The sequence below is a fragment of the Nocardia sp. NPDC003979 genome, assembly GCF_053605015.1.
Genome location: NZ_JBSGIJ010000002.1, coordinates 405,207 through 427,251, shown reverse-complemented (window position 1 = coordinate 427,251; position 22,045 = coordinate 405,207). Strand labels below are relative to the sequence as shown.

Annotated in this window: 16 protein-coding genes; 8 read left to right on the top strand and 8 right to left on the bottom strand. The window is 70.7% G+C overall.

Annotated features, from left to right (window positions below):
* Positions 1-36 precede the first annotated feature (36 nt).
* From recD to recC, 3 genes are all read right to left on the bottom strand, one after another.
* On the bottom strand, positions 37-2,046 hold the full coding sequence (gene recD, locus ACWEVR_RS05585; protein WP_452465962.1) for an exodeoxyribonuclease V subunit alpha: 2,010 nt from the start codon (positions 2,044-2,046) through the stop codon (positions 37-39).
* A 232-nt stretch (positions 2,047-2,278) separates the two neighbouring features.
* Positions 2,279-5,641: a UvrD-helicase domain-containing protein gene (locus tag ACWEVR_RS05580; protein ID WP_452466160.1), complete on the bottom strand. Its 3,363-nt coding sequence runs from the start codon at positions 5,639-5,641 to the stop codon at positions 2,279-2,281.
* Between the two features lie 187 nt (positions 5,642-5,828).
* Complete coding sequence (gene recC / locus ACWEVR_RS05575; RefSeq protein ID WP_452465961.1) at positions 5,829-9,329, bottom strand: exodeoxyribonuclease V subunit gamma; 3,501 nt, start codon at positions 9,327-9,329, stop codon at positions 5,829-5,831.
* A gap of 190 nt (positions 9,330-9,519) precedes the next feature.
* Here recC and ACWEVR_RS05570 point away from each other — a divergent pair, with 190 nt between their 5' ends.
* From ACWEVR_RS05570 to ACWEVR_RS05555, 4 genes are all read left to right on the top strand, one after another.
* Positions 9,520-9,726: a hypothetical protein gene (locus ACWEVR_RS05570; RefSeq protein ID WP_067491955.1), complete on the top strand. Its 207-nt coding sequence runs from the start codon at positions 9,520-9,522 to the stop codon at positions 9,724-9,726.
* A 77-nt stretch (positions 9,727-9,803) separates the two neighbouring features.
* On the top strand, positions 9,804-10,697 hold the full coding sequence (locus tag ACWEVR_RS05565; protein WP_084456367.1) for a serine hydrolase: 894 nt from the start codon (positions 9,804-9,806) through the stop codon (positions 10,695-10,697).
* A 60-nt stretch (positions 10,698-10,757) separates the two neighbouring features.
* Complete coding sequence (locus ACWEVR_RS05560) at positions 10,758-12,176, top strand: NAD(P)/FAD-dependent oxidoreductase (RefSeq protein ID WP_452465960.1); 1,419 nt, start codon at positions 10,758-10,760, stop codon at positions 12,174-12,176.
* Positions 12,177-12,353: 177 nt separating this feature from the next.
* Positions 12,354-13,196 (top strand): hypothetical protein, encoded by an 843-nt coding sequence (locus ACWEVR_RS05555; protein WP_452465959.1) that lies wholly within the window; start codon positions 12,354-12,356, stop codon positions 13,194-13,196.
* A 55-nt stretch (positions 13,197-13,251) separates the two neighbouring features.
* On the opposite strand, the gene ACWEVR_RS05550 is transcribed toward ACWEVR_RS05555, so the two are convergent.
* From ACWEVR_RS05550 to ACWEVR_RS05535, 4 genes are all read right to left on the bottom strand, one after another.
* A complete protein-coding gene (locus ACWEVR_RS05550; protein ID WP_452465958.1) occupies positions 13,252-13,917 on the bottom strand; it encodes an urease accessory protein UreD in 666 nt (221 codons plus the stop codon).
* Positions 13,907-14,614, bottom strand: coding sequence for an urease accessory protein UreG (gene ureG, locus ACWEVR_RS05545; RefSeq protein ID WP_067635885.1), 708 nt, complete (start codon positions 14,612-14,614; stop codon positions 13,907-13,909). The genes ACWEVR_RS05550 and ureG overlap by 11 nt, the downstream gene beginning before the upstream one ends.
* Before the next feature lie 21 nt (positions 14,615-14,635).
* Entirely contained in the window at positions 14,636-15,433 is a 798-nt protein-coding gene (locus ACWEVR_RS05540) for an urease accessory protein UreF (RefSeq protein WP_452465957.1), read from the bottom strand.
* Between the two features lie 214 nt (positions 15,434-15,647).
* The gene (locus ACWEVR_RS05535; RefSeq protein ID WP_452465956.1) at positions 15,648-17,117 is read right to left on the bottom strand and encodes an MFS transporter; all 1,470 of its coding nucleotides are present in this window, start codon (positions 17,115-17,117) and stop codon (positions 15,648-15,650) included.
* A gap of 91 nt (positions 17,118-17,208) precedes the next feature.
* Here ACWEVR_RS05535 and ACWEVR_RS05530 point away from each other — a divergent pair, with 91 nt between their 5' ends.
* Positions 17,209-17,880 carry a TetR/AcrR family transcriptional regulator gene (locus tag ACWEVR_RS05530; RefSeq protein WP_452465955.1) on the top strand — a complete coding sequence of 224 codons (672 nt, stop codon included), beginning with the start codon at positions 17,209-17,211 and terminating at the stop codon, positions 17,878-17,880.
* A gap of 1 nt (position 17,881) precedes the next feature.
* On the opposite strand, the gene ACWEVR_RS05525 is transcribed toward ACWEVR_RS05530, so the two are convergent.
* Entirely contained in the window at positions 17,882-19,099 is a 1,218-nt protein-coding gene (locus ACWEVR_RS05525; RefSeq protein ID WP_452465954.1) for a DUF418 domain-containing protein, read from the bottom strand.
* A 317-nt stretch (positions 19,100-19,416) separates the two neighbouring features.
* Between ACWEVR_RS05525 and ACWEVR_RS05520 the strand changes: the two genes are divergently transcribed.
* The 3 genes from ACWEVR_RS05520 (at position 19,417) to ACWEVR_RS05510 (ending at position 22,044) form a co-directional block, all read left to right on the top strand.
* The gene (locus ACWEVR_RS05520; protein WP_452465953.1) at positions 19,417-20,403 is read left to right on the top strand and encodes a zinc-binding dehydrogenase; all 987 of its coding nucleotides are present in this window, start codon (positions 19,417-19,419) and stop codon (positions 20,401-20,403) included.
* 87 nt (positions 20,404-20,490) lie between these two features.
* Positions 20,491-21,714 (top strand): cytochrome P450 family protein, encoded by a 1,224-nt coding sequence (locus ACWEVR_RS05515; protein ID WP_067491934.1) that lies wholly within the window; start codon positions 20,491-20,493, stop codon positions 21,712-21,714.
* A 111-nt stretch (positions 21,715-21,825) separates the two neighbouring features.
* The gene (locus ACWEVR_RS05510) at positions 21,826-22,044 is read left to right on the top strand and encodes a hypothetical protein (RefSeq protein ID WP_452465952.1); all 219 of its coding nucleotides are present in this window, start codon (positions 21,826-21,828) and stop codon (positions 22,042-22,044) included.
* The last annotated feature ends 1 nt before the right edge of the window (position 22,045 follow it).

Genomic DNA, 22,045 nt, shown 5'->3' with positions numbered 1-22,045 from the left:
ATCCCGCCGTCAGAGCGTGGTGATCTCGATCGGAGCTCAGGTGGCGAGGGTGGTGCGGGTGAGGCCGCTGGCGCGCAGGACGCGGCGGGCGATGGCGGCGCGGATGGCGTCCTCGGTACCGATGATGCGCACGTGGGTGCGGGCGCGGGTGATCGCGGTGTAGAGGAGTTCCCTGGTGAGGAGCGTGGATTCGGGTTCGGGCAGGACCACCGAGACGGTGTCGTACTGGCTGCCCTGGCTGCGGTGGATGGTCATCGCGAAAACCGTGACGACCGAGGGGAATTGGGTGGGATGCACGAGGTAGGGTTCGCTGCCGCGTTGCAGGGCGGCCCGCAGGGAACCGTCGGGTCGGCGGATGATGACACCGGTGTCGCCGTTGTAGATGCGCGCCTCGTGGTCGTTGGCGGTGACGAGCAGCGGTTGACCCGGATACCACACCGCTTGCGGGCCTTCGGGTCCCGCGCCACCGGCAGCCGCCCAGTCGGCCGCCATCCGGTCCCACCGCTCCACACCGAACGGGCCCTGCCGGTGCGCGCAGAGCAGACGATGTGATTCCAGCGCGCCGAGCGCACCGACCGCGTCACCGGCTTCCGCCGCCTCGGTGACAGCGAGCGCGGCGGTGGTCACATCGGCGCGCACCGCACGGATATCGTCAGGGCCACACAGTGATACGTCGTCGCCCCCGGCGCGCAGAATCGCCAACGCCGCATCGGCGTCGCCCGCTCGGACGGCGACAGCCAGATCCGCGATCCGTCCACCGAAGCGCCGCCCACGGGTCAGCCGGACGATGCCGCCCTCCAGACGCCGCATCTCCAGCGCACTCAGCGAATCGACATCCTGCGCGGGCGAATTCGCAGGCATCGCTTCCCCATCACCGGCTGAGGTTCCGGACGCAGCGGTCACAACGGCAGTGCCATCGCCGGAGGCGGTCTCCTCCCCCGCACGAGCGGCAGCGGATGCCGACCCGGTGCCGGACGTCAGGAGTTCGCGCAGGGCCGGGTTCGGGACGCCGACGACCGGACCGGCGACGAGGTCGGCCAGGACTGCGCCCGCGTCGACGGAGGCGAGCTGGTCGGGGTCGCCGACGAGGATGAGGCGGGTATCGGGGCGCAGGGCCGAGAACAGGTGGCTCATCATCGTGAGCGAGACCATGGAGGTTTCGTCGACCACCACCACGTCGTAGGGCAGGCGGTTGTGGGCGTGGTGGCGGAAACGGGTGGTGCGGCCGCGTTGCCAGCCGAGCAGGCGGTGCAGGGTGGACGCGGTGAGCTCGGGGAGGCCGAGTTCGGCGGCTTGGTCACGCACGGCTTCCTGCAGGCGGGCGGCCGCTTTCCCGGTGGGGGCGGCCAGGGCGATGCGCAGGGCGGGCAGTTTGGGGGTGGCCCTGCGGTGTGCCGTGAGCAGGGCGAGGATACGGGCGATCGTGTGGGTCTTGCCGGTGCCGGGACCGCCCGCGACGACGGTGGTCCAGTGGGTGGCGGCCAGCGCGGCGGCGAGGCGTTGCCGGTCGGGGCCTTCGCCGAGGGGGTCGGCGAACAGGCGGTCGAGTTCGGCGCGCACGAGGGCGGTGTCGACGACGGGGTGGTCGGCGCTGCGTTCGACGAGTGCCCGGCGCAGCGTCTGTTCCTGCTGGTAGTAGCGGTCGAGGTAGAGCAGCGCCCCACCGTCGGCATCGGCCTCGACCACCCGCAGCGGACGCAGCGGTCCGGCCTGACCACCCTGCACGAGCGGACTGGCCCGCAGCGCCGTGAGCACCCGATCCGTTTCGGGCCACGGCAGCGTCGCGGGGTCGATTCCGGTCACACCGTCACGACTTTCGTCGGCGTCGACACCGATCTCACGCATCCGCGCCAGCTCGAGACACACCGATCCCGACCGCACCGCGCGCACGGCAAGCGCCGCCGCGAACAACACATCCTCGCTGTCCTCGCGCCCGAGCCGTCCCAGCCGCACGGCCACATGCACGTCGGCGGCCGACAGCACACCTGCCTCGTTGAAGACCCGCAGCAGACCGGTCCCCCGCTGCGCCACCTGAATCGATGTCACCTTCTCGCTCTCCCACCGATTCGCCGCCCACAGGCGGGACGCTCGTCTTCGTCGCGGGTGCGATCATCCGCCGACATCGCTGTCCTGGAATGTCCCCGTATGCCGAGGGCCGGCCGCACGACCGTGTCGGGTCGAAGGTGCGGGTGCATTCTCCGATGCGCGCCCGGATCCGTCGGTCGGGATCCTCGGGCGTCGGTCGACCGGACGCACCCGGTGCAAACAGTTGCACCGGTCATCGACGTCCCTCCCCGGCGAGCAGGTCCGACAGTGCCACAACGAGTTCGGCGGGTGGGTACCAGTCGAAGACGCCGTGGCCGGGTGGGGTGTCGGCGCCGATCATCCCTCGGACGAACAGGTAGCGGGCGCCGCCGAGGTGGCGGGCCGGGTCGTAGTTCGGCAAGCGCCACCGCAGATAGCGGTGCAGTGCGACGGCATACAGCAGTGCCTGCAACGGGTAGTGGGAGCGAATCATCTCCGCGAGCATGTGTTCGCGACGGTAGTGCTCGACAGTGAGGTCGCCGGTGCCGAGCCGGTTGGTTTTGTAGTCGACGATCACGTACCGGAGATCACCGTCGCCGGGTACCCGCAGCACCGCGTCGATGCTGCCGGTGAGGTAACCGCGCAGCACCGTCTCGGGCAGGGCGGCGAGGTGATCGGCATAGCCTGCCAGGTCGTCGTCCGGGGGAAGGTGGGTGCGCAGCAGGGCGGCGATATCGCGCAGGGTGGCGGCCCGGCCGCGCGGGTCGTCACCGCCGCCGAGTGGTAGTTCGAACTCCAGCTCGTTGAGCCGGTCCCTGGTCGGGATCCGGGCCAGCGAGCCGAAATCGGTCGGTGTGCAGAGGACTTGGAACAACGCCTCCGACAGCAGGTCGACATCGAGTTCGGCCATGGTGTGCTCGACCGCTTCGGCACACCGTGCGCGTACCTCGGCGGCGAGGTCGGTGACGGAGGTGTCGACCGTTTCGAGCACGCCGTGCACGAGGGTGCCGAATTCGGCACCGTAGGGCAGGGCGTTCATCAGCGACGGCGGCGCCGCGACCACCGTCGGCACGTCGAGCGGCGGGGTATCCGGTTCGTCGTCGGGACCGGGACCGTCCTCGGGTTCGCTGTCGTTGACCGAGGCCAGGTCGTGCGCGCCCGCGGTGAGGGCCGAGTAGGAGGTGCGTCGCCACAGCTGGTCGAGGGGCCGGTCGAATTCGGCGGCTGCCAACTCACCGGTGGGTAGTTCGGCGCGTACTCGTCGCGGGGCCACGTTCTCGGGGCGGTCGACCGCCGTCACCGAGATCACGTCGGCGGCCGGGGCGGCCCATTCCGAAAGGCGTTGCAGGGCTGCCGCGTCGGCGGGAATCTCGGCGCGCCGAGGTACCTGCGACGCGCCGGGACGGCGACCGAGGATCATCCGGTGCAGTGGCGCGGCACCCGTGGTGACGGCGGGCGCCCACCAGGTGACCACCTGGCACATCGCCCTGGTCGCCGCCACGTACAGCAGCCGCAGCTCTTCGCCGGATTCCTCGGCCTCGCAGCGCAATTGGCGTTCGCCGTAACCGGGGGCGTCCTTGCCGCCGATGTCGAGCACCCGGGTGCCGTTGTCGTCGTGGAACAGCAAGGTCGCCGGGTAGGGGTTCTTGGCACTGTCCCACGCGAAAGGCAGGTACACGATGGGGAATTCGAGTCCCTTGCTGGCGTGCACCGTGGCGATCTGCACGGCGGCGGCGTCGCGGTCGAGGCGACGGCTGCGCCCGCTCACCGATCCCGCCTCCGGGTCGCGGACCCGGTCGGCCAGCCAGCGGGTGAGGGCGGTCAGACCGAGCCCTTCGGTGTGGGCAACTTCGTCGAGGAGGCCGGCCAGGTGGCGCAGGTCGGTGAGTTCGCGCTCGCCGTTGTCGACGGCGAGCAGTCGGGGGGCGAGTTCGGTTTCGGTCGCGAGTTTGTCGAAGACGGCGGCGAATCCGGCGCGGGCGAACAGGCGGGCCGCCTCACGCAGCTGTGTGGAGATCCGTCCGACGAGATCGGCACCACCGGCATCGATCTCGGCGAGCGTGACGCCGAGGATCGGTGTGCAGGCCGCCAACCGCACCCGGTCACCGCGATGGGGTTGCTCGAGCGCGCGCAGCACCCACAGCCAGTCGGTGGCGGCCGGGGTCGCGAAAACACTTGTGCCACCGGCGAGTACCGAGGCCACACCGACCCGGTCCAGGGCGGCGCGCACCACGTCGATCTGAGTGCGGGTGCGCACCAGGACCGCGATGTCGCCGGGCCCGATCGGCCTGCGCACCCGGCCGTCGCCGACCTCGGTGAGCGAATAAGCCGCGCCGCGTCCGGATTTGGCCTCGATGCTTGTGCCGGATTCGAGCAGCGTGACGATGTCGGCGGCGAGATCGGCGGCTACCTTCGCGCGCTGCCTGCCGACCGACGGGAATCCCGACTTGTTCCGCGGCCCGGCACCGGTGCGCGGCAGTACCCGCAGCCGCAGCGGGGTGACGATTTCCGGGTCGCCGTGCAGCCGGGTGTCGGCGCGGGTCGCGGCGACCGGGTACACGCTGATCTCCGGATGACCGAGTTCCGCGCCGCCACAGAGGTGATCGATCGCGCGCAGCAGTCCGGCGTCGCTGCGCCAGTTGCGGGTGAGTTCGCTGCGCTGCCGGGCGTGCGCCACCGCGTCGAGGTAGCTGAGCACCTCCGCGCCGCGGAAGGCGTAGATGGCCTGTTTCGGGTCGCCGACCAGCACCATGGTCGCGTGTTCGTGGAAGGCGCGGCGCAGGATGTCCCACTGCAGCGGGTCGGTGTCCTGGAATTCGTCGACGAGCGCCACCCGGTAGCGCTCGCGGATGCGGGCACAGGCCGCCCGACCGTGCACCGGGTCGGCGAGTACGTCGTGCAGCAGCACGAGCAGATCGTCGAAGTCACGCAGCCCCGCACGGCGTTTGCGGCGGTCGGTTTCGGCGCGCACCGCGGTCGCGAACGCCACCCGTTCGCCCGCGGCGCCTTCGGTGCGTGGCGCTAGTTCGGCGTGCCGGTCGTGGACGGCGGCCAGCGCGAGGATGTGCGCGTCGCGCAGGGTGAAGGGCGCGCGGTCGCGGGCGTAGCGGGCCAGGTACAGGTCGTCGGTGACGGTGGCGACGAGGTCGTCGACCGATTCGACCAGCCGCGCGCCGGGGTCGTGTTCGCCCGCCAGGCCGAGTTCGTCGAGCATGCGCTGGCAGAACGAGTGGGTGGTGGCGATGGTGCCCGCGTCGAAATCGGCGAGAGCGGTGAGCAGCCTGCGGCGGCGCAGCCGCACCGTCGCCGGATCGGCGGCGGCGAGGGCGCGCACGAGTTCGTCCGGATGCGCCTGTGCCGCAGCGGGTTCGGCCAATGCGGTGGCGACGGTGACGAACCGGTCCCTGGTGCGTTCGCGCAGTTCCTGGGTGGCGGCGCGACTGAACGTCACCAGCAGCAGTTCGGTGATCGAGATCCCCTGCTCGGCCACGTACCGCACCGCCAGCCCGACGATCGCATGGGTTTTGCCGGTGCCCGCGCTCGCCTCGAGCACGGTGGTGCCCTGCGGCAGTGGACCAGCCGCATCGAATGCCTCGGTCGGCGGGGCCGACATCATCCCGGTCACCGCTTCGACCCTGCGGATGACAGCGCCACCGATGCCCGAGGGGCCACCGCAGCGCGACGGAGGCGACCGGCCCACATCGCGGTGACCGGTAGCCGCCCACCAAGTCGGACGGTCGGACCAACTGACCGCTCCCAACCCGCCGCGGTCGCCCACAGCACCCCCACGGGCAGCGATGTCTTCATGGTTGCCCCTGACTTTCGGCGGCGAGCAACGGGCCCCACCAGCGACGGGCGATGGCGCCGAAGCGGGTGGTCTCCGGCTCGCCGGGGCGGGCGGGTTCGGCGATCAGCTGCTCGAAACGTGGTGCGCGGCCCCAGATGTAGCGCAGGTAGCGGTCGGTGTGGTCACCGAATTTGTCCGGGCCGTTGGGACCGCCGTCGAAGGCATGTTCGGCGGCGAGCAGGGCATCGGCGACGCTGTCGCCACGGAAGCGACGTTCGGCGTAGGCAGCGGTGGCGGTGGGCGCGACGGGCAAGGGTTCGCACAGGCCCTCGTCACGCAGACGGACCAGGTCGCGCAGGATCGACAGTGCCGCAGGTGGCTCGGGTGCGGTGATGATCGACCGGGCGACCGGGCGGCTGCGGAACTGGCCGCGACCGGTACTGATCGCCCGCCACGACCGGTCCTCGGTGGCGGCCAGCGCGAGCAGCGAAACCCACGCTGCCAGACGGTGTTTGGGGGCCAGGCGGGAATACGTGGTGCGGACGAGGGTTTCGCCACGAACTTCGGGGACGGTACCGGCGAGGGTGCGACCGTTGCCCAGGTCGACGGCGATGTCCACAGCTCGCGGACTCGCCTCGTAGTCGGGCAGCGCGGTGCGCACGATGGTGTCGACCGTGCCCTCCACCTCGTCGAGCACGCGGGTGCCGAAACCGAAGGGCGGCAACGTCCCCCGTCGCCACTCGGCCGCGCGCAGGCCCGCCGGGTCGGCGCCGGTGAGGCGGGCGGTGAGCATCCGCTCCCCCAGGTCCCATTTGGCCAGGCCGTCGAGTTCGATGGGCAACTGGTCGGCGATGTCCTCGGATTCCTCGGGGACCCGCAGGCCGAGGCGCTGCCACAGGAACGCGCGCACCGGGTGTTCGGCATACGCGATCAGTTCGGCCAGTGCCACGTCCGCGGGCGGGGCGGGCGGGAGTGGTTCGGCGAGCAGCGGTGGGCGCGGGCGGGACGGACGCGCGGCGGCCCGGGCGCCCGCGAGCGCGACGGTGTCGAAGCTGCGTGGGCGCTCCGGTGCGAAATTGCGCCGGTCGAAGGCCTGGAGCGGGTGCCGGATGTGCACGTCGGACATCGCGGCCGAGCCCACGTGGGTGGCGAGCACGTCGAGCAGTTCGGCCACCGGGACAGCGGGCGGGCGGGGTGCACCGGTGACCGGGTCGGCGCCGGTGTGCAGCACCAGCAGCTGTTCGGTGGCGGCCATGATCGCGTCGAGCAGCAGTTGCCGGTCCTCGCTGCGGGCGTCGCGTTCACCGATCAGCGGGTCGCGGGCCAGCAGGTCGTCGCCGTCGACGCTGCCGGTACGCGGGAAGATGTCGTCGTCGAGGCCGAGCAGCACCACCACCCGGTGCGGCACCGATCGCATGGGGACCAGCGAGCACACCGTGAGTTCACCGGTGCGGAAGTTGGCGCGGCCGGGTGCGCCCGCGAGCCGGGAGGTCAGCAGCACCGCGACATCGGCCAGCCGCAGCGGCGCGTCACCCGCGTGCTCGGTGGCGGCGACGATCTCGCGGCGCGCTTCGGCCCGGATCCAGGCGTAGGAGTCCGGCACATCGGTGAGCAGCTCGAGCGCGCGCAGCAGCACCGCCGTCCACTGGGCGGCGGGCCGGGGACCGCGCAGGTCGCGCAGGCAGACCGCGACCCGGTCGACGAACTCGGCGAAGCGCCCAGCGAGGTCGACGTCGTTGGAGTCGACGTCGTCGAGGGGCAGGGCAAGGTCGAGCCAGTCGTCGCCGGACTCGTCGGCGGTGACGCCGAGCAGGATGCGGTCCACGGCGGCGTTGAGGGTGTTCTGGGCGAAATCGGCCAGGCCGAACGCCTCCCGCTGGCGCTGCCCGATACCCCAGCGCGCACCGGACTCGGCGGCCCAGCCACGCAGTCGTTCGATGTCGTCGTCGTCGAAACCGCAACGGCGGCGCACGCTTTCGGCGGCGGCCAGGTCGAGGACCTGCGTCACGGTGACGCGCCCGTCGGCCAGTTCGAGCAGATCGATCACCACCGCGAGCATCGGGTTGGTCACCGCCCGGCCCCGGTCCGCCAACCGCACCCGCAACTGATGGGCCGGATGCTCACCGGCGACCGGCTGATCCCCGGTGCCCGACCCGCGCTGCCCGAAGGCCGCCCGAACCAGCGGGGCATAGGCCTCCACGTCGGGGCACATGATGAGCACGTCGCGCGGTTCCAGCGTCGGATCGGCGGTGAACGTGCGCAACAACAGATCCCGCAGCACCTCCACCTGCCGGGCCGCACCGTGACAGGCGTGCACCTCGATGCTGCCGTCCGGCACCGCCCCCGCCTCCGGGGCGCGGTCGTCGCGGATCGCGCACTGCACCCGGCCGAGCAGGGTCGTCGAATCGAGTCGCGCCGGGAGATGACTATCGCTGTCCAGCAACGGTTTCAGCCGCTGCTCCAGTTCCCGGACATCGCGGCCGAGGCCGGCGAGCAAGGGGTGCGAAACGCGATCCGCGGTCCGATCGGCAGACCGGGGCGCCGCCCAGAAGCGCTGAACCCCAGCTGGATTCGCCCGCGCCGACCCACCCCGATCGGCGACCGGATCCGGGCTCTCCCCGATCGGTGGACCACCGGGAGACTCGAGATCGAACCGCGCAGCCGCAGCTGTGCTCGGCGAAGCCGTACCGGACCGCGGCGACGATGCGTCCCCGGCGCCACCACGCCCGGCAGCATCGGCGAGTGCCGTCCACAGCACCGGACTCGGGTGTGCCAGCCACAGGTGCACATCGCGATGGGCGGCGAGGGCGGCGAAGACGGCGAGCTGGTCGACGGGCAACCGGGTGAGGCCGAACAGCGACAGGCGCTCGGGCAGGTCGACGGACGCGGGGTCGGTGCGCAGCCGGGCGCAGGCGTCGGCGAGGCGTTCGGCGGGGCTCGGGGAGCCGATGGCCGTGCGCAGCGTGCGCCACAGCTTCGGCTGCCACGCCAGGTCGTCGGGCACCGGGCCACCCGCACCGTCGCCGTCGATACCCGCGGCCCAGTCGAGCAGCACGCGCGGGCGCTGGGCGGCGTAGGAGTCGAACAGGGCGGCCAGGTGGGCGGCGGTCGAATAGCGCCTGCCGAGCCGGTGATCGCCGCCGGGCAGCCCGAGATGGCGGGCCAGCACCGCCGCCCACGGTTCGGCGGCCACCTCGTCGATCACCCGCAGCACCGACCACACCACCCGCTGCCCGGACCACGGGTCGTCCTCGGCGGTGATCCCGTTCGCGGCGGCCAGCACGTCGGCGACCAGCGCGGCAGGTGAGGGGAAGGAGATGTTGGCGGCTACCCCGTCGCCTGCGCCGCCCACGCCGAGCACACCGGACAACCGTTGCGCCAGCCAGCGCTCGACACCTTTCGCGGGAACGGCGACCACCTCGGTGGCGAAAGGATCACCGGGCGCAACCGCGAGCACCTGCCCGAGACCGTCGGCCAGCGCGTCGGCGCGTTCGGCGCGATGGAGGTGCAACGGCATCCGTCGTTTATACGCCCAGCGACCGACCCGCAATCATGCGACCCCGCCCGCACCCCCGGCAAGAGCTAGTGAAATAGACCACACTGCAACGCGTTACCGGCCACGCCTGCGGCGGGACGAAACCGGGGCGTGGGACTCTGCTGGCTCGGGTGGGACGGTTCGGCCGCAGTACGAAAGGCGGGTTCGGTTCATGATCGCGCAGGTGATTGCCCTGGTTCCCGACGGCGGATTCGTCGTCCGCCGCGCAGGCGCCCGCTGGGAACTCATCAATTCCCGGCGCTACGGCCCCGACCAGGTGCTGCACACCTGGCCCCTCGATCGCCACGGCGAGGCGTTCGAGCACTGCCACCGGCTCAACGGCTGCCCCATCGCCACCCCGCACGCCGCGCATCACTGATCGCAATCCCGCTGTGCCACAAGGCCGATTTGTGACGATTCGGCAGCGAAGGGTGCGCCCGGGCCGCCGATGTGCCAGTGTGGTGCCTCGTGCGTGACCGTTCCCCCGCCACCCGCGTCGTTTCCCGGGTCGCAGCAACAGCTTGTCTCCTCGCCGCCGCGGCCGCCCTCACCCCGGGCGTCCCCGTACTCACCGCCACCGCGCAGGCCGCGCCGGTCCTGACCCAGGCGTGCCTGTCCGGATTCGACTGCGACATGAGTTCGCGGATCGCGCGCGTGAACAGCTACCTGGCCGGCCGCCCCGGCGTCGTCGGCTACGTGCTGCGCGACCGCGTCACCGGCGGCATCTACGCCAACGAACACGCCGAGAACCAGGTGTGGACCGCCTCGACGATCAAGCTGGCCATCGCCGCCGACCTGCTCAACCGGGCCCGCGTCGGCGCCATCGCGCTGTCGCCGGAGGACCGGGGCAATATCGAGGCGATGCTCGCCACGTCCAACGACCAGGCGACGGATGTGCTGTGGCACAAGTACATCGGCTTCGACCGGATGGCCTACAACAATGCCTTCCGCGCGTACGGCATGGTCAGCCTGATCCCGCAGCCGACCAACACCGCACTGTTCCCGGACTGGTCGTTCCAGAAGTGCACCGCCGCCGACCTGGACCGACTGATGAACACCATCCTCGACACCATGCACCCCGACGACCTGGCCTACCTGCTCGACCGGATGCGCTCGGTCGACTCCAACCAGCACTGGGGTGTGTGGGGGGCCGGTGCGGCGATGCGTCCCGGCCTGAAGAACGGCTGGTCGGCCGAGGCCGACGGCTGGGTGGTCAACTCGGTCGGCGTCGCGGGCGAGGGCGAGCGCTATACCCTGGCCATCATGAACGCGCTCGGCGCCGACGGCGGCTACACCGAGGGCGCCGAGACCGACACCAAGGTCGCCCAGCTGCTCCTTGCGGGTCGCTGAGGCGGCACGTCCCGTAAGGTCGGTTCTGTAATCACCCCAGTCAGCCGAGGAGTCAGGACGATGAGCACTCAGTCTGTCGGGAACCAGCGGCACCGCGTGGTGGTGATCGGATCCGGGTTCGGCGGGTTGTTCGGCACCCGGCACCTACGCAGGGCCGATGTCGATGTCACGCTGATCTCCAAGACGTCGACCCACCTGTTCCAGCCACTGCTGTACCAGGTGGCGACGGGCATCCTGTCGACGGGCGAGATCGCCCCGGCCACCCGGCTCGTGCTGCGCAAGCAGAAGAACGCGCAGGTGCTGATGGGCGACGTCGTCGACGTCGACCTGGAGAACCAGACGGTCACCTCGCGCTTACTCAACCGCGATACCGTCACCCCCTACGACAGCCTCATCGTCGCCACCGGCGCGCAGCAGTCCTACTTCGGTAACGACCACTTCGCCACCTACGCGCCCGGCATGAAGACCATCGACGACGCCCTGGAATTGCGTGCCCGCATCCTCGGCGCCTTCGAGCAGGCCGAGCTGGCCGAAACCCAGGAGGAACGCGACCGGCTGCTCACCTTCATCGTCGTCGGCGCGGGCCCGACGGGTGTCGAGCTGGCCGGGCAGATCGCCGAACTCGCCGACCGCACCCTCGACGGCACATTCCGCACCATCGACCCGCGTGACGCGCGCGTCATCCTGCTCGAGGGCGCGGGCGCGGTGCTGGGCCCGATGGGTCCGAAGCTGGGAGCCAAGGCCGCCAAGCGGCTCGAGAAGATGGGCGTGGAGATCCAGCTCAACGCCATGGTGACCGATGTCGACGCGCACGGTGTCGTCGTCAAGGACAAGGACGGCAGCACCCGCCGCATCGAGGCGATGTGCAAGGTGTGGTCGGCGGGCGTGCAGGCCAGCCCGCTGGGCAAGATGATCGCCGAGCGTTCCGACGGCACCGAGGTGGACCGGGCCGGTCGCGTCATCGTCGAGCCCGACCTGACGGTCAAGGGTCATCCGAACGTCTTCGTGGTCGGCGACCTGATGTCGGTGCCGGGTGTACCCGGTCAGGCCCAGGGCGCGATCCAGGGTTCCACCTACGCGGCCAAGGCCATCAAGGCCGGGCTGAAGGGGCAGACCCCGGCCGAACGCAAGCCGTTCAAGTACTTCAACAAGGGCTCGATGGCGACCATCTCGCGTTTCGACGCGGTCTGCCAGATCGGCAAGCTCGAGTTCAGCGGGTTCCTCGCGTGGCTCGCTTGGCTGGCCCTGCACCTGTACTACCTGGTCGGCTACCGCAGCCGGATCGTCACCGTGATCGGCTGGTTCGTGTCCTTCCTCGGCCGCAACCGCGGTCAGATGGCGGCGACCGAGCAGTGGGTGTTCGCGCGCCTGGCGATCGAGGAGGTCAACTCCGACGTCTCCGAAGCCGACGAACTCGCCGCCCACCTCGGTGCCCCGCCGTCGGGGCGCAAACAGATCGACGAGCGCAAGTCCGGGTAGTACACCTGCCCGAAAGCCGGATGGTTCCCTCGAACCATCCGGCTTTTTTCGTCTCCAGTTACCTTCCGGCACACCGATATTGCGGGCTGCCGACGTTTCGGACCCATCCGCCCACGGCACCGGTCCGAATGTCGGAGGTCATATGTGTGACCAAATCCCCCGGATGAAAGGTGATCTATGGCGACGGGGAAACACAGGGCGCCGAGCCCGCAGCGACAGAAGGTCGGTTCGGTCGTCGCGGCGGGAGCGGTACCCCTTGTCATGGCCCTGATCGGCACGGGCACCGCGAATGCCGATCCCGCGCAGGCGGCGGTGACGCAGCCCGAACAGCAGCCGATCGCACCGGAGTACGACGCGGCCGCGCCCAATGCCACCCCCTACGTGACCGCGCCGAAGCCTGCGAACACCCGCAGCTCGCTGCCGTGGGCACGCACGGGGCCGGAGACCGACTACCTGTCTCCGGTCGGCCCACTGCACCTGCCGACCGCGGTGGCGCCGGTTCCGCCGATCCTGCCGCCGCCGGGCCAGTTCCGCTTCGGTGACCAGCAGGTTCCGGTACCCGACTTCGTTCCGGTGGAGACGTCGATCCAGATCAACGACGCCTCGGCCAACACCGAGGCGAACCTCGCGACGTTCCTCGACTCGATCGGGCTCGAGCGCAGTCGCTCCGACCGGATCGCCCAGGAGACCCTCGGCACCGCCGCGCGCGGTGCCGCAGTCGGGTCGACGGTGGCGATTCCGGCCGCGATGATGGGCAGCACGGTCGGCGCGGTGGCCGGGCTCGTCACCGGGCTCGTCTTCTTCCCGGTCGGCCTGGTCGCGGGCCCGATCCTGGGCGGGGTGGCCGGATACATGGCGGTGTCGGTGCCCGCCACGATCGTCGGTGCCGGCGTGGGCGCCGTGGTCGGTGCGACGAACGGTTTCCTCGCACCGCCGCGCGGAATGTCGCCCGACGCCGTCGACGGCGAGGACGCGCCCGAGACGGTCGAGGCCGAGGCCAGCGAGTCGGCCATCGCCTGATCGTCGGTGTGCCGGTGGTGGGAGTCGGATACGTCCGGCTCCCACCACTTATCGGTCAACCGACCGCAACCGGTGCGTGCAGGCGCGCACTCGTGCGGGTCGCCAGAGAGCCGCCCGCGGCCAGCGGCAGCCGGACCGCGTCCAGGCCACCCGACCAGGCGGGTCGATCGTCGGGATAGCGCAATTCGCTGTCGAGCGCTCGCGCGGCGCTCAGCCGGTCGTCGGCAGACGTGCCCGCCCCGAGTTCCAGCCGGTGCCGTAGCAGCGGCAGCTCCCCCACGTCGGCGATCAGATCACCGCGCCAGCCGCCGCCGTCCTCCCCGCTGCGGCCCAGCTGGATCCGTTCCCGCAACCGCAACCGCGCTCCGACGCCGAGCACGACGGTGGTCACCGCGTGATGATGTGCCCCGCCCGCGACGATTGTCGGCTCCGGGTCGAAGTCCAGCTCCGCCTCCGCACCGACCTCGAAGTGCCAGCGCGCCGAGGACACCGGAGTCGTGGTGCTCGGCAGGGCGATCGTCGCCGCCACCGAGCGGACAACCAGTCGCGCGCCGGGAAGCACCACCACGCGGATGTCGAGTTCGTCCCCGCCGAGCGGGGTGGCGGCGGTGCCGATCAGGTGCACGGTGTCGGCGCCGGTGTGTCGCCCGGCCAGGCCGCCGACCGCATCGATGCGCGGCAGGCGGCCCGGCGCGGCGACGATGCTCAGCTCAGTGCGCAACGCCGGCGGCCGCGTCCTGCTCGGCGACCACGCGCAATTGTTCACGAACCCAGGCGAGCACGGGGGTGGCGGCGGGGTCCTCGGTGAGCGAGATCAGGGCGGTCGGCCTGCCCTCGCGCACCTTCGCGGCGTCACGCTCCATCACGCCGAGGTCGGCGCCGACCAGCGGGGCGAGGTCGGTCTTGTTCACCACCAGCAGGTCGGAGAAGGTGACACCGGGGCCGCCCTTGCGCGGCACCTTGTCGCCACCCGCCACGTCGATCACGAAGATCTGCACGTCGATCAGGCCGGAGGAGAAGGTGGCGGTGAGGTTGTCGCCGCCGGATTCGACGAGGATCAGGTCCAGCGGCGGGTTGGCCGCGACCAGGTCGTCGATGGCGTCGAGGTTGGCGGTGATGTCGTCGCGGATGGCGGTGTGCGGGCAGCCGCCGGTCTGCACGGCGGTGATCCGCTCGTCGGGCAGCACCGCGTGGCGGCGCAGGAAGTCGGCGTCCTCGGTGGTGTAGATGTCGTTGGTGAGCACCGCGAGCGAGAGCTCGTCGCGCAGCTGCCTGCACAGCGCCGCGACCAGCGCGGTCTTGCCCGAGCCGACCGGGCCGCCGATGCCGACGCGCAGCGCCTCACCGGGAACCCGGTCACGCTTGGGCCGATCGTGGCTGTGATCGTGCGGTTCACCATCGATCAGGTGCGGCGGCATGGGAACTCCTTCATCTCGGGGTCAGGACGCGAACAGTGGCATGTCGCGATGGAGGTGACGTTCGGCGAGCGCGTCCTGCAACGGGTCCGACAGCGCGGCCAACCCCGTGGCGGCCTCGGCGGCGACCCGGTCGCACAGGGATGCCAGGCGCAGCGTGCTCGCCGCGATGGCGGCGGGGTCGAGGGCGAGGAGGCGCTGGGCGGCTGTCGCGGCACCGGTGAGGGTGGTGTAGACGACGACGCCCGCCAGTTCCCGGGGATCGGCACCGCAGGCCAGCCCGACCATGCCGAACACGGTCGGCAGGTGCGGGCGGGGGCCGACCGCCGCCCAATTCGAAGAGGCCCTCTCGCCGGGGCGCCCCCCGAAGCTGTCTCCGCTCCCCAGCGTGCCGGTGTCGGGCAGATCGGTCGGATCGCTGTGGTGCGCCGACCGCGAGTCGTCGCCGACCATCGCCGGGCGGCCGGACGAGCGTGCTTCGACCGGGTTCGGCCAGAGTTGTTTGGCGAGTCTGAGAAGGCCGCGACCCTGGGCGCGAGACGCGGCGCGCGCGGCGGGAGATGGCGTGCGAGCATCGGTTTCGAGGTCGGCACGGTCGGGGGCGAGCGTGCCCGCGCACACCGCGGCGGCCAGTGACGCCGTCACCAGTCCGGTGGTGGCGATGCGGCGGCGCAGGTAGAGCTCGACACTCGCGGCGTCGCGCAACAGTCCCGAGGCCACAGCCTCTTCCACGCCGCCGGAATGCACGTGCCCGCCGATGGGCAGGCGCGAATCGGCGAGGGCGAGCAATGTCGCCAGGCCCGTCGCACCCTCGTTTCGCATCCGACGATCCTATGCAAAGCCGCCTCCAGGACGCGCGGCGAGCCGACTCCGACCGAGCACCGGGTGGTAGTCCTCACAGCGAGCGCGGTGGATTCCCGTGGCAGCGCTCCCATGGTGCGCCACCACCGGTCGTATCAGCGTGCCGACCGCCATGCGAACACGCCGCGACCGGTCGTGTCAGCCGGTCGTCAGCGCCGACCGCCGCTACCTGTCGTCAGCGAGTCGATCGCGCCGACCGCCAGGCGAGCGCGGCCATCGCCAGCAGCAGCAACGCGCCGCACGTGGTGGCGACATGCATGCCGCTGACGAACGATTCGCGAGCGGCGTGGGCCAGGCCCGCATTGCCACCGGAGTGTGCGAGGGTCTCCCCCAGCGTTTCGTCGAAGTCGCCGCCGGAGCGGAACACCAGCGCCGCCAGCGAACCGAGCAGCGCGAGCCCGAGCGCGTTGCCGAGTTCGAAGCTGGTCTCCGAGATTCCGACCGCCGAACCCGCACGCTCGGCGGGCACCGCCGACACCGCCACATCCGACACCAGGGTGAAGGAGATGCCGTATCCGACACCGGCGATCACCGAACCGGCCACGTACCAGGCCAACCCGCCGTCGACACCGACGCCGAGCAGCATCAGATTGCCCACCGCCGACGCGACGAGCGCCAGGGTGAACGCGGCCCGCACGCCGATCCGCAACCCGAGATTCGCCCCGCTCATCGAGCAGACGAACACGGCCACCGCCATCGGAATGCCGAGCAGCGCGGCCTGCAACGGGTCACGCCCGGTGACCGACTGCAGATACACGCTGGTCAGGTAGCTCATCGCGGCCAGCGACATCATGCCGGCCATGCTGGCGCCGATCGCGACCCGGAACAGCGGCCGGGTGAACAGCGACAGATCGAGCAGCGGTTCGCTGAGATGCCGCTGCCTGCGCACGAACAGCACGAGCATCACCGCGCCGATTCCCGCGATCACCAGCGAGACGAGATCGAACCCGTCGGCGGCGATGTGCTTGATGCCGTAGACCACCGGCAGGATGCCACCGATCGACAACGCCACGCTCGGCAGATCGATCGGGCCGAGGGTCGTGGAGCGGTGCTCGGGCAGCAGGAACGGCCCGAACAGCAGCAGGATCGCGAGCACCGGGATATTGATGAGGAACACCGAACCCCACCAGAAGTGGTGCAGCAGCAGGCCGCCGATGATCGGGCCGACGGCCGAACCGCCCGCGAAGAACGCCGTCCAGATGCCGATGGCGGTGGCGCGCCTACGGGCGTCGGGGAAGAGCGTGGAGATCAGCGCCAGGCTCGACGGCAGCAGGGTCGCACCGCCGATACCCATCAGCACGCGCGCGGCGATGAGGATCGGGGCGCTCGGCGCGAACGCGGCGAGCACCGATGCCACACCGAACACGGCCGCGCCGGCGAGCAGGATATTGCGCCTGCCGATCCGGTCACCGAGATTGCCCATCGTGATGAGCAGGCCGGCCAGCATGAACCCGTAGATGTCGAGAATCCACAGCTGCTGGGAGGCAGTGGGGTCGAGGTCGGTCGTCAGGGTCGGCATGGCGAGGAACAGCACCGAGATGTCCATCGACACCAGCAGCACCGGCAGCAGCAGCACGCCCAATCCGAGCCATGCGCGGCGTCCACCGGCGACTGCGGTGGGCACCGCCGGTTCCAGCTTCGTCATTCCGAGTTCCTTCCCAGGGTATGCGTACGGCGTACGCGAGGCACCGGTACAGTGTACGCATTAAGACCGGATGACGAAAGTGAGTCATGGGATGACTGAGGCCAAGCTCACCAGGGCGGCGATCGTCGACGCCGCGATCGACCTCGCCGACGCCGACGGCCTCGACGCGGTGTCGATGCGGCGCATCGCCGATCGGCTCGCGGTGGGGACCATGTCGCTGTATCGGCACGTGGACAGCAAGGACGAACTGATCGCGGCCATGACCGACGAGATCGCAGCCCGGCACCCCTATCCCGACCCCACCGGGCAGAACTGGACCTGGCGCGACCGGGTGCGCATCGCCGCCGAGATCGATTGGCAGCTCTACCAGCAGCATCCGTGGGTGCTGCTGACCTTCGCGGTCCCCCGCTACAGCTTCGGCCCCCAGGGGCTGGCGAGCCTGGCGTGGCTGGTGGCGGGCCTGCGCGAGCTGGAGGTGTCGGCGCGCGAGGCCACGACCATGGCGTTCACGGTGTGGAACTACATCTCGGGCGCGAGCCTGCCGGTGGTCGGTGGCGCCCTGCTCGCCGACAAGCGCACCGCGACCGACGACCCCAACGGTCTGCGCGATCTGCTGGAAGGCACGCCACAGTTCCCGGTGCCGCCCGCCTTGGCGGACCTGGAGGGCGCGGGCGTGAGCGAGCTGACCTCGCAGGATCTGCTCTACCTCGGTCTCGACGCGCTCTGCGACGGTTTCGCCGCGCGCGCCGACCGGTCCGGCTAGGTCATCGAACAGGCTGCGCCGCAGCCGCTTTCGGCTTCCTCCAGGCGGGCACTGTCAAATAGGTGGCGGCGCGCAACACCCATTCCACCGGGCCGTAGGGATGGTGACGCAACCACCAGGCACTGAGCGCGAGCTGGGCGGCGAAGGTGACCAACGCGACGAGCACGACCACCGGCGGCGCGACGGTATCGGCGAGGGCGAAACCGTACCCGGTGTAGACCACCATCAGCACCACCGACTGACCGATGTAGTTGGTAGCCGCCATCCGCCCGGCGGGCGCGAGCGCGGCGAGATACCGGCCGGTGCGCGGCGAGCCCGCCAGCCGCAGGACCAGCGCGACATAGGCGAAAGTCATGGCGGGCGCGATGAGGTACTGGAATCCGTGGACGAGAACCGGCGGATGCCACCAGCCCATCAGCTGGGCGAAGGTCATGGCCGAGATCGGGAGCCCGAGCCCGAACCCGATCCACAGCACCCGGGGCGACCAGCGCGCGATGGTCGCGGCGTCCTCGAACAGATTGCGTTTACCCGCCACCATGCCGAGCAGGAACATCGCCAGGCTCGGCACGCCCTGGCCTATCCAGATGAGGATCGCGAATACCGGGGCGACGGAGGTCTGGGCGGCGAAGGTGTCGGCGAAGCTGCCGGTGAAGTCCGCCGACATCTTCGGCAGGTCCAAGAACAGGCCGAGGCCGAGCGTGCCCGTGCCGCTCCCGGGTAGGAAGGCGAAGACCGACCACAGCGAATACAGCACGATCGCGGTGATGACGGCGGTGCGGGCCGAGAGTTTGCGCAGGGCGATCAGCAGCAGGCACAGCGCCGCGTACAGGGTGAGGATGTCGCCGACCCACAGGAAGTACACGTGCAGCAGGCCGATTCCCATCAGCGCCGCGCACCGCCGCAGCAGCCGCCGCACCGGTGGCGCCCCGGCCCGCTGGGCCGCCGCGATCTGCAGGGTGAACGAGTATCCGAACAGGAACGCGAACAGCAGGTAGAAACGCCCGGTGAACAGCGCGTCGACGCCCGCGCGGACCAGCTGGTCGGCGGTGCCGTCGAACAGTGAACGCGGGTCCTCGCGGGTGCCGACCGCGGACCACAGGGTGGTCGCGATGATCACATTGGTGATCAGAATGCCGAACAGGGCGAATCCGCGCAGGATGTCGACCTCGCCGATGCGGCGGCCGGAAGATGCCGCTGGGGAAGGGGTTCCGGCTGTCATGGACCGAGAGTAGGCCGGAGTGTCTCGTCGGTCGTCCCCCGAAGGACCGATTCGGTGGAGCTACCGCAGGGGGTATCGGTCACCCTTGCGGCGTATTGACACGGGCGAACTGTGCGCGGAGCGATGGCGAAAATGTCGCATACGGGCCGATCGGCACAGCCTCGCATCCTGCGCTGAGTGGTCCGAGGTCGGCTGCCGTCGGCCTCTGCGCCGAGTACGCGAGACGCGCGACCAGAACGTGCGGAGACCGGGGAAGTGCGGGGCGGTGGAAGAATGGGCGCATCGTGCACGACTCGCAACCAGCTTCGGAGGCGGACATGCAGGCAGTGGTGATCGAACGATTCGGGGAGCCGAAGGACGTACTCGCGGCGCAGACCGTGCCCGTGCCCGAACCGGGACCGGGTGAGGTGCGGCTGTCGATGACGCTCTCACCCATCCACAACCACGACCTCGCGATCGTGCGCGGGGTATACGGCTACAAACCGCCCCTGCCCGCGATTCCGGGCACCGAGGCCGTCGGCGTCGTCGACGCGGTGGGCCCGGGGGCCGATCGGGTGCAGGTCGGGCAGCGGGTCGCGGTGGCCGGGGCGCGGGCCGCGTGGGCCGATTACTTCGTCGCGCGCGCCGACCAGGTGGTTCCCATGCCGCCGACGGTGCCCGACGAGACCGCCTGTCAGTTGCTGGCCATGCCGTTGAGCGCGCTGATGCTGCTCGACGACCTCGCCGTGCAACCCGGCCAGTGGATCGTGGTGAACGCCGCCAACGGCGCCGTCGGCCGGCAGGTCAACCTGTTCGCGAAGCAGCGCGGAGTGCGGGTGCTGAGCCTGGTGCGCGGACCCGGTTCGGTGCGGGCACTCGAGGACCTCGGCTACGGCCCGGTCCTCGACACCGAGAGCGAAGGATGGGCCGACCGGGTGACCGAGGTGACCGGCGGCGAACCGATCGTGCGGGCCGTCGACCAGGTCAGCGGTCCGGCCGCGGCCACGCTGATGTCGCTGCTCGCCCCGCGCGGTGAACTCATCTCCTTCGGCGCGCTGTCGGGCAAGCCGATGGTCATCGACACCGGTGCGGTGATCTTCAAACAGGCTGTGGTGAAGGGTTTCTGGGGTCAGCAGCGCAGCGCCGAGATCGACCGCGCCGATTACCTGCGGCTCATCACCGAACTGGTCGGGCTGGCCGCCGACGGCACACTGCGCCTGGAACTCGACGGTGAGTTCCCCCTCGACAAGGCCGGTGACGCGGCCGTCGCCTCGGAAACGCCGGGACGCAACGGCAAGATCGCCCTGCACGGGTCCGCCCGCTGATCCGGACATCGCCTGTCACAAGGGAATTCGGTAATCGGGGTGGTCGCTTCCGGCGCGTCGCCGCGGCCACCCCGGTACCGTGACGAAATGGCCGACACCACCACCGCCGCCGCCCCTGTCGAGACCATCGGCGCCGACTTCTTCGACGACCCGCACGCCCACTACCGCCGCTGGCGCACCACCGGTCCGGTGCATCGGGTGCTGTTCCCCGACAATGTGATCCGCTGGATCGTCATCGGTCATGCCGAGGCGCGCGCCGCACTCGCCGACCCTCGGCTGCGCAAGGACACGGTGCGTGCCGACGAGATCCTGCGCGCCAAACGCGACGGCACCCCCACCGACGCCAACACCATGGTGCTGCTGCAGCACATGCTCAGCACCGACCCGCCCGAGCACACCCGCCTGCGCAAATTGGTGAACAAGGCGTTCACCACCCGGCAAGTGGCGGCTCTGCGTCCCCGCATCGAGGAGATCACCGAGAACCTCCTGGCAGCGATGGACGGCCACGACGAGGTCGACCTCATGCAGGTGTTCGCCAATCCCCTTCCGGTGACGGTGATCTGCGAACTGCTCGGTGTCCCCTTCGACGACCGCGACGACTTCCAGGCGTGGACCCGGTCGCTGGTCGGGGTGGTCGGCGAGGAGGAGGGGCGGCCCGCCGCCGCGGCCGCGATGGCGGCGTACCTGTCGAGCCTGGTGCGCGCCAAGCAGTCCCGGCCCGCCGAGGATCTGCTGTCGCAGCTGGTGCTCGCCGACGAGGACGGCGACCGGCTCACCGACCGCGAACTGGTGTCGATGGCGTTCCTGCTGCTGGTCGCCGGGCACGAGACCACCGTGAACCTGATCGGCAACGGTGTGCACGCCCTGCTGCGCGAGCCCACCCAGTGGGCGGCACTGTGCGCCGACCCCGCGGGTGTGCCCGAGGCCATCGAGGAGTTCCTGCGCTTCGACGGGCCCGTCGACATGGCGACGCTGCGGTTCACCGCCGAGCCCGTCACCCTCGGCGGAGTCGAGATTCCGGCGGGTGAGATCGTGAACGTCGCCCTGGCGGCCGCCAACCGCGACCCCGCCCGATTCACCGACCCCGATACGCTCACCGTCGACGGGCCGACCTCGGGCCACCTCGCCTTCGGTCACGGCATCCACTTCTGCGTCGGTGCACCGCTCGCCCGCCTCGAAGCCGAGATCGCCTTCACCGCATTGCTCCGGCGCTTTCCCGACCTGCGCCTGGCAGACCCCGCCGCCACCATGCACTGGCAGACGAGCACACTCATCCGCGGTCTGCTCGACCTCCCGGTCCGGCTGCGGTGAGTCCTTCTGTCTCGTGGCTGCGCTCAGCCCTCGTCGCTGCGCCGAAGTCCGCGGGCACACACCGGGCGTAGCATCGGGACCGAGACGTCATCCGGGAGACAGGGGCCGATCATGCCGAAGAAGTTCGCCGCCGCGGCGCTGATCGTCTGTGCCGCGGCGGTGCCGGTACTCGCCGCACCGGCCGCCTCGGCCGAGATCCCCGGGCCGAACCGCCCGACGGTCCACACGGGGTCCGGCGAGCTGGCCGACGCGACGGCCGGGCTCGTCCTCTGCCTCATCCAGCTGCCGCCCTCGGCATCCGGCGACCCCGGGCAGGGCTGCCCGACCTGAC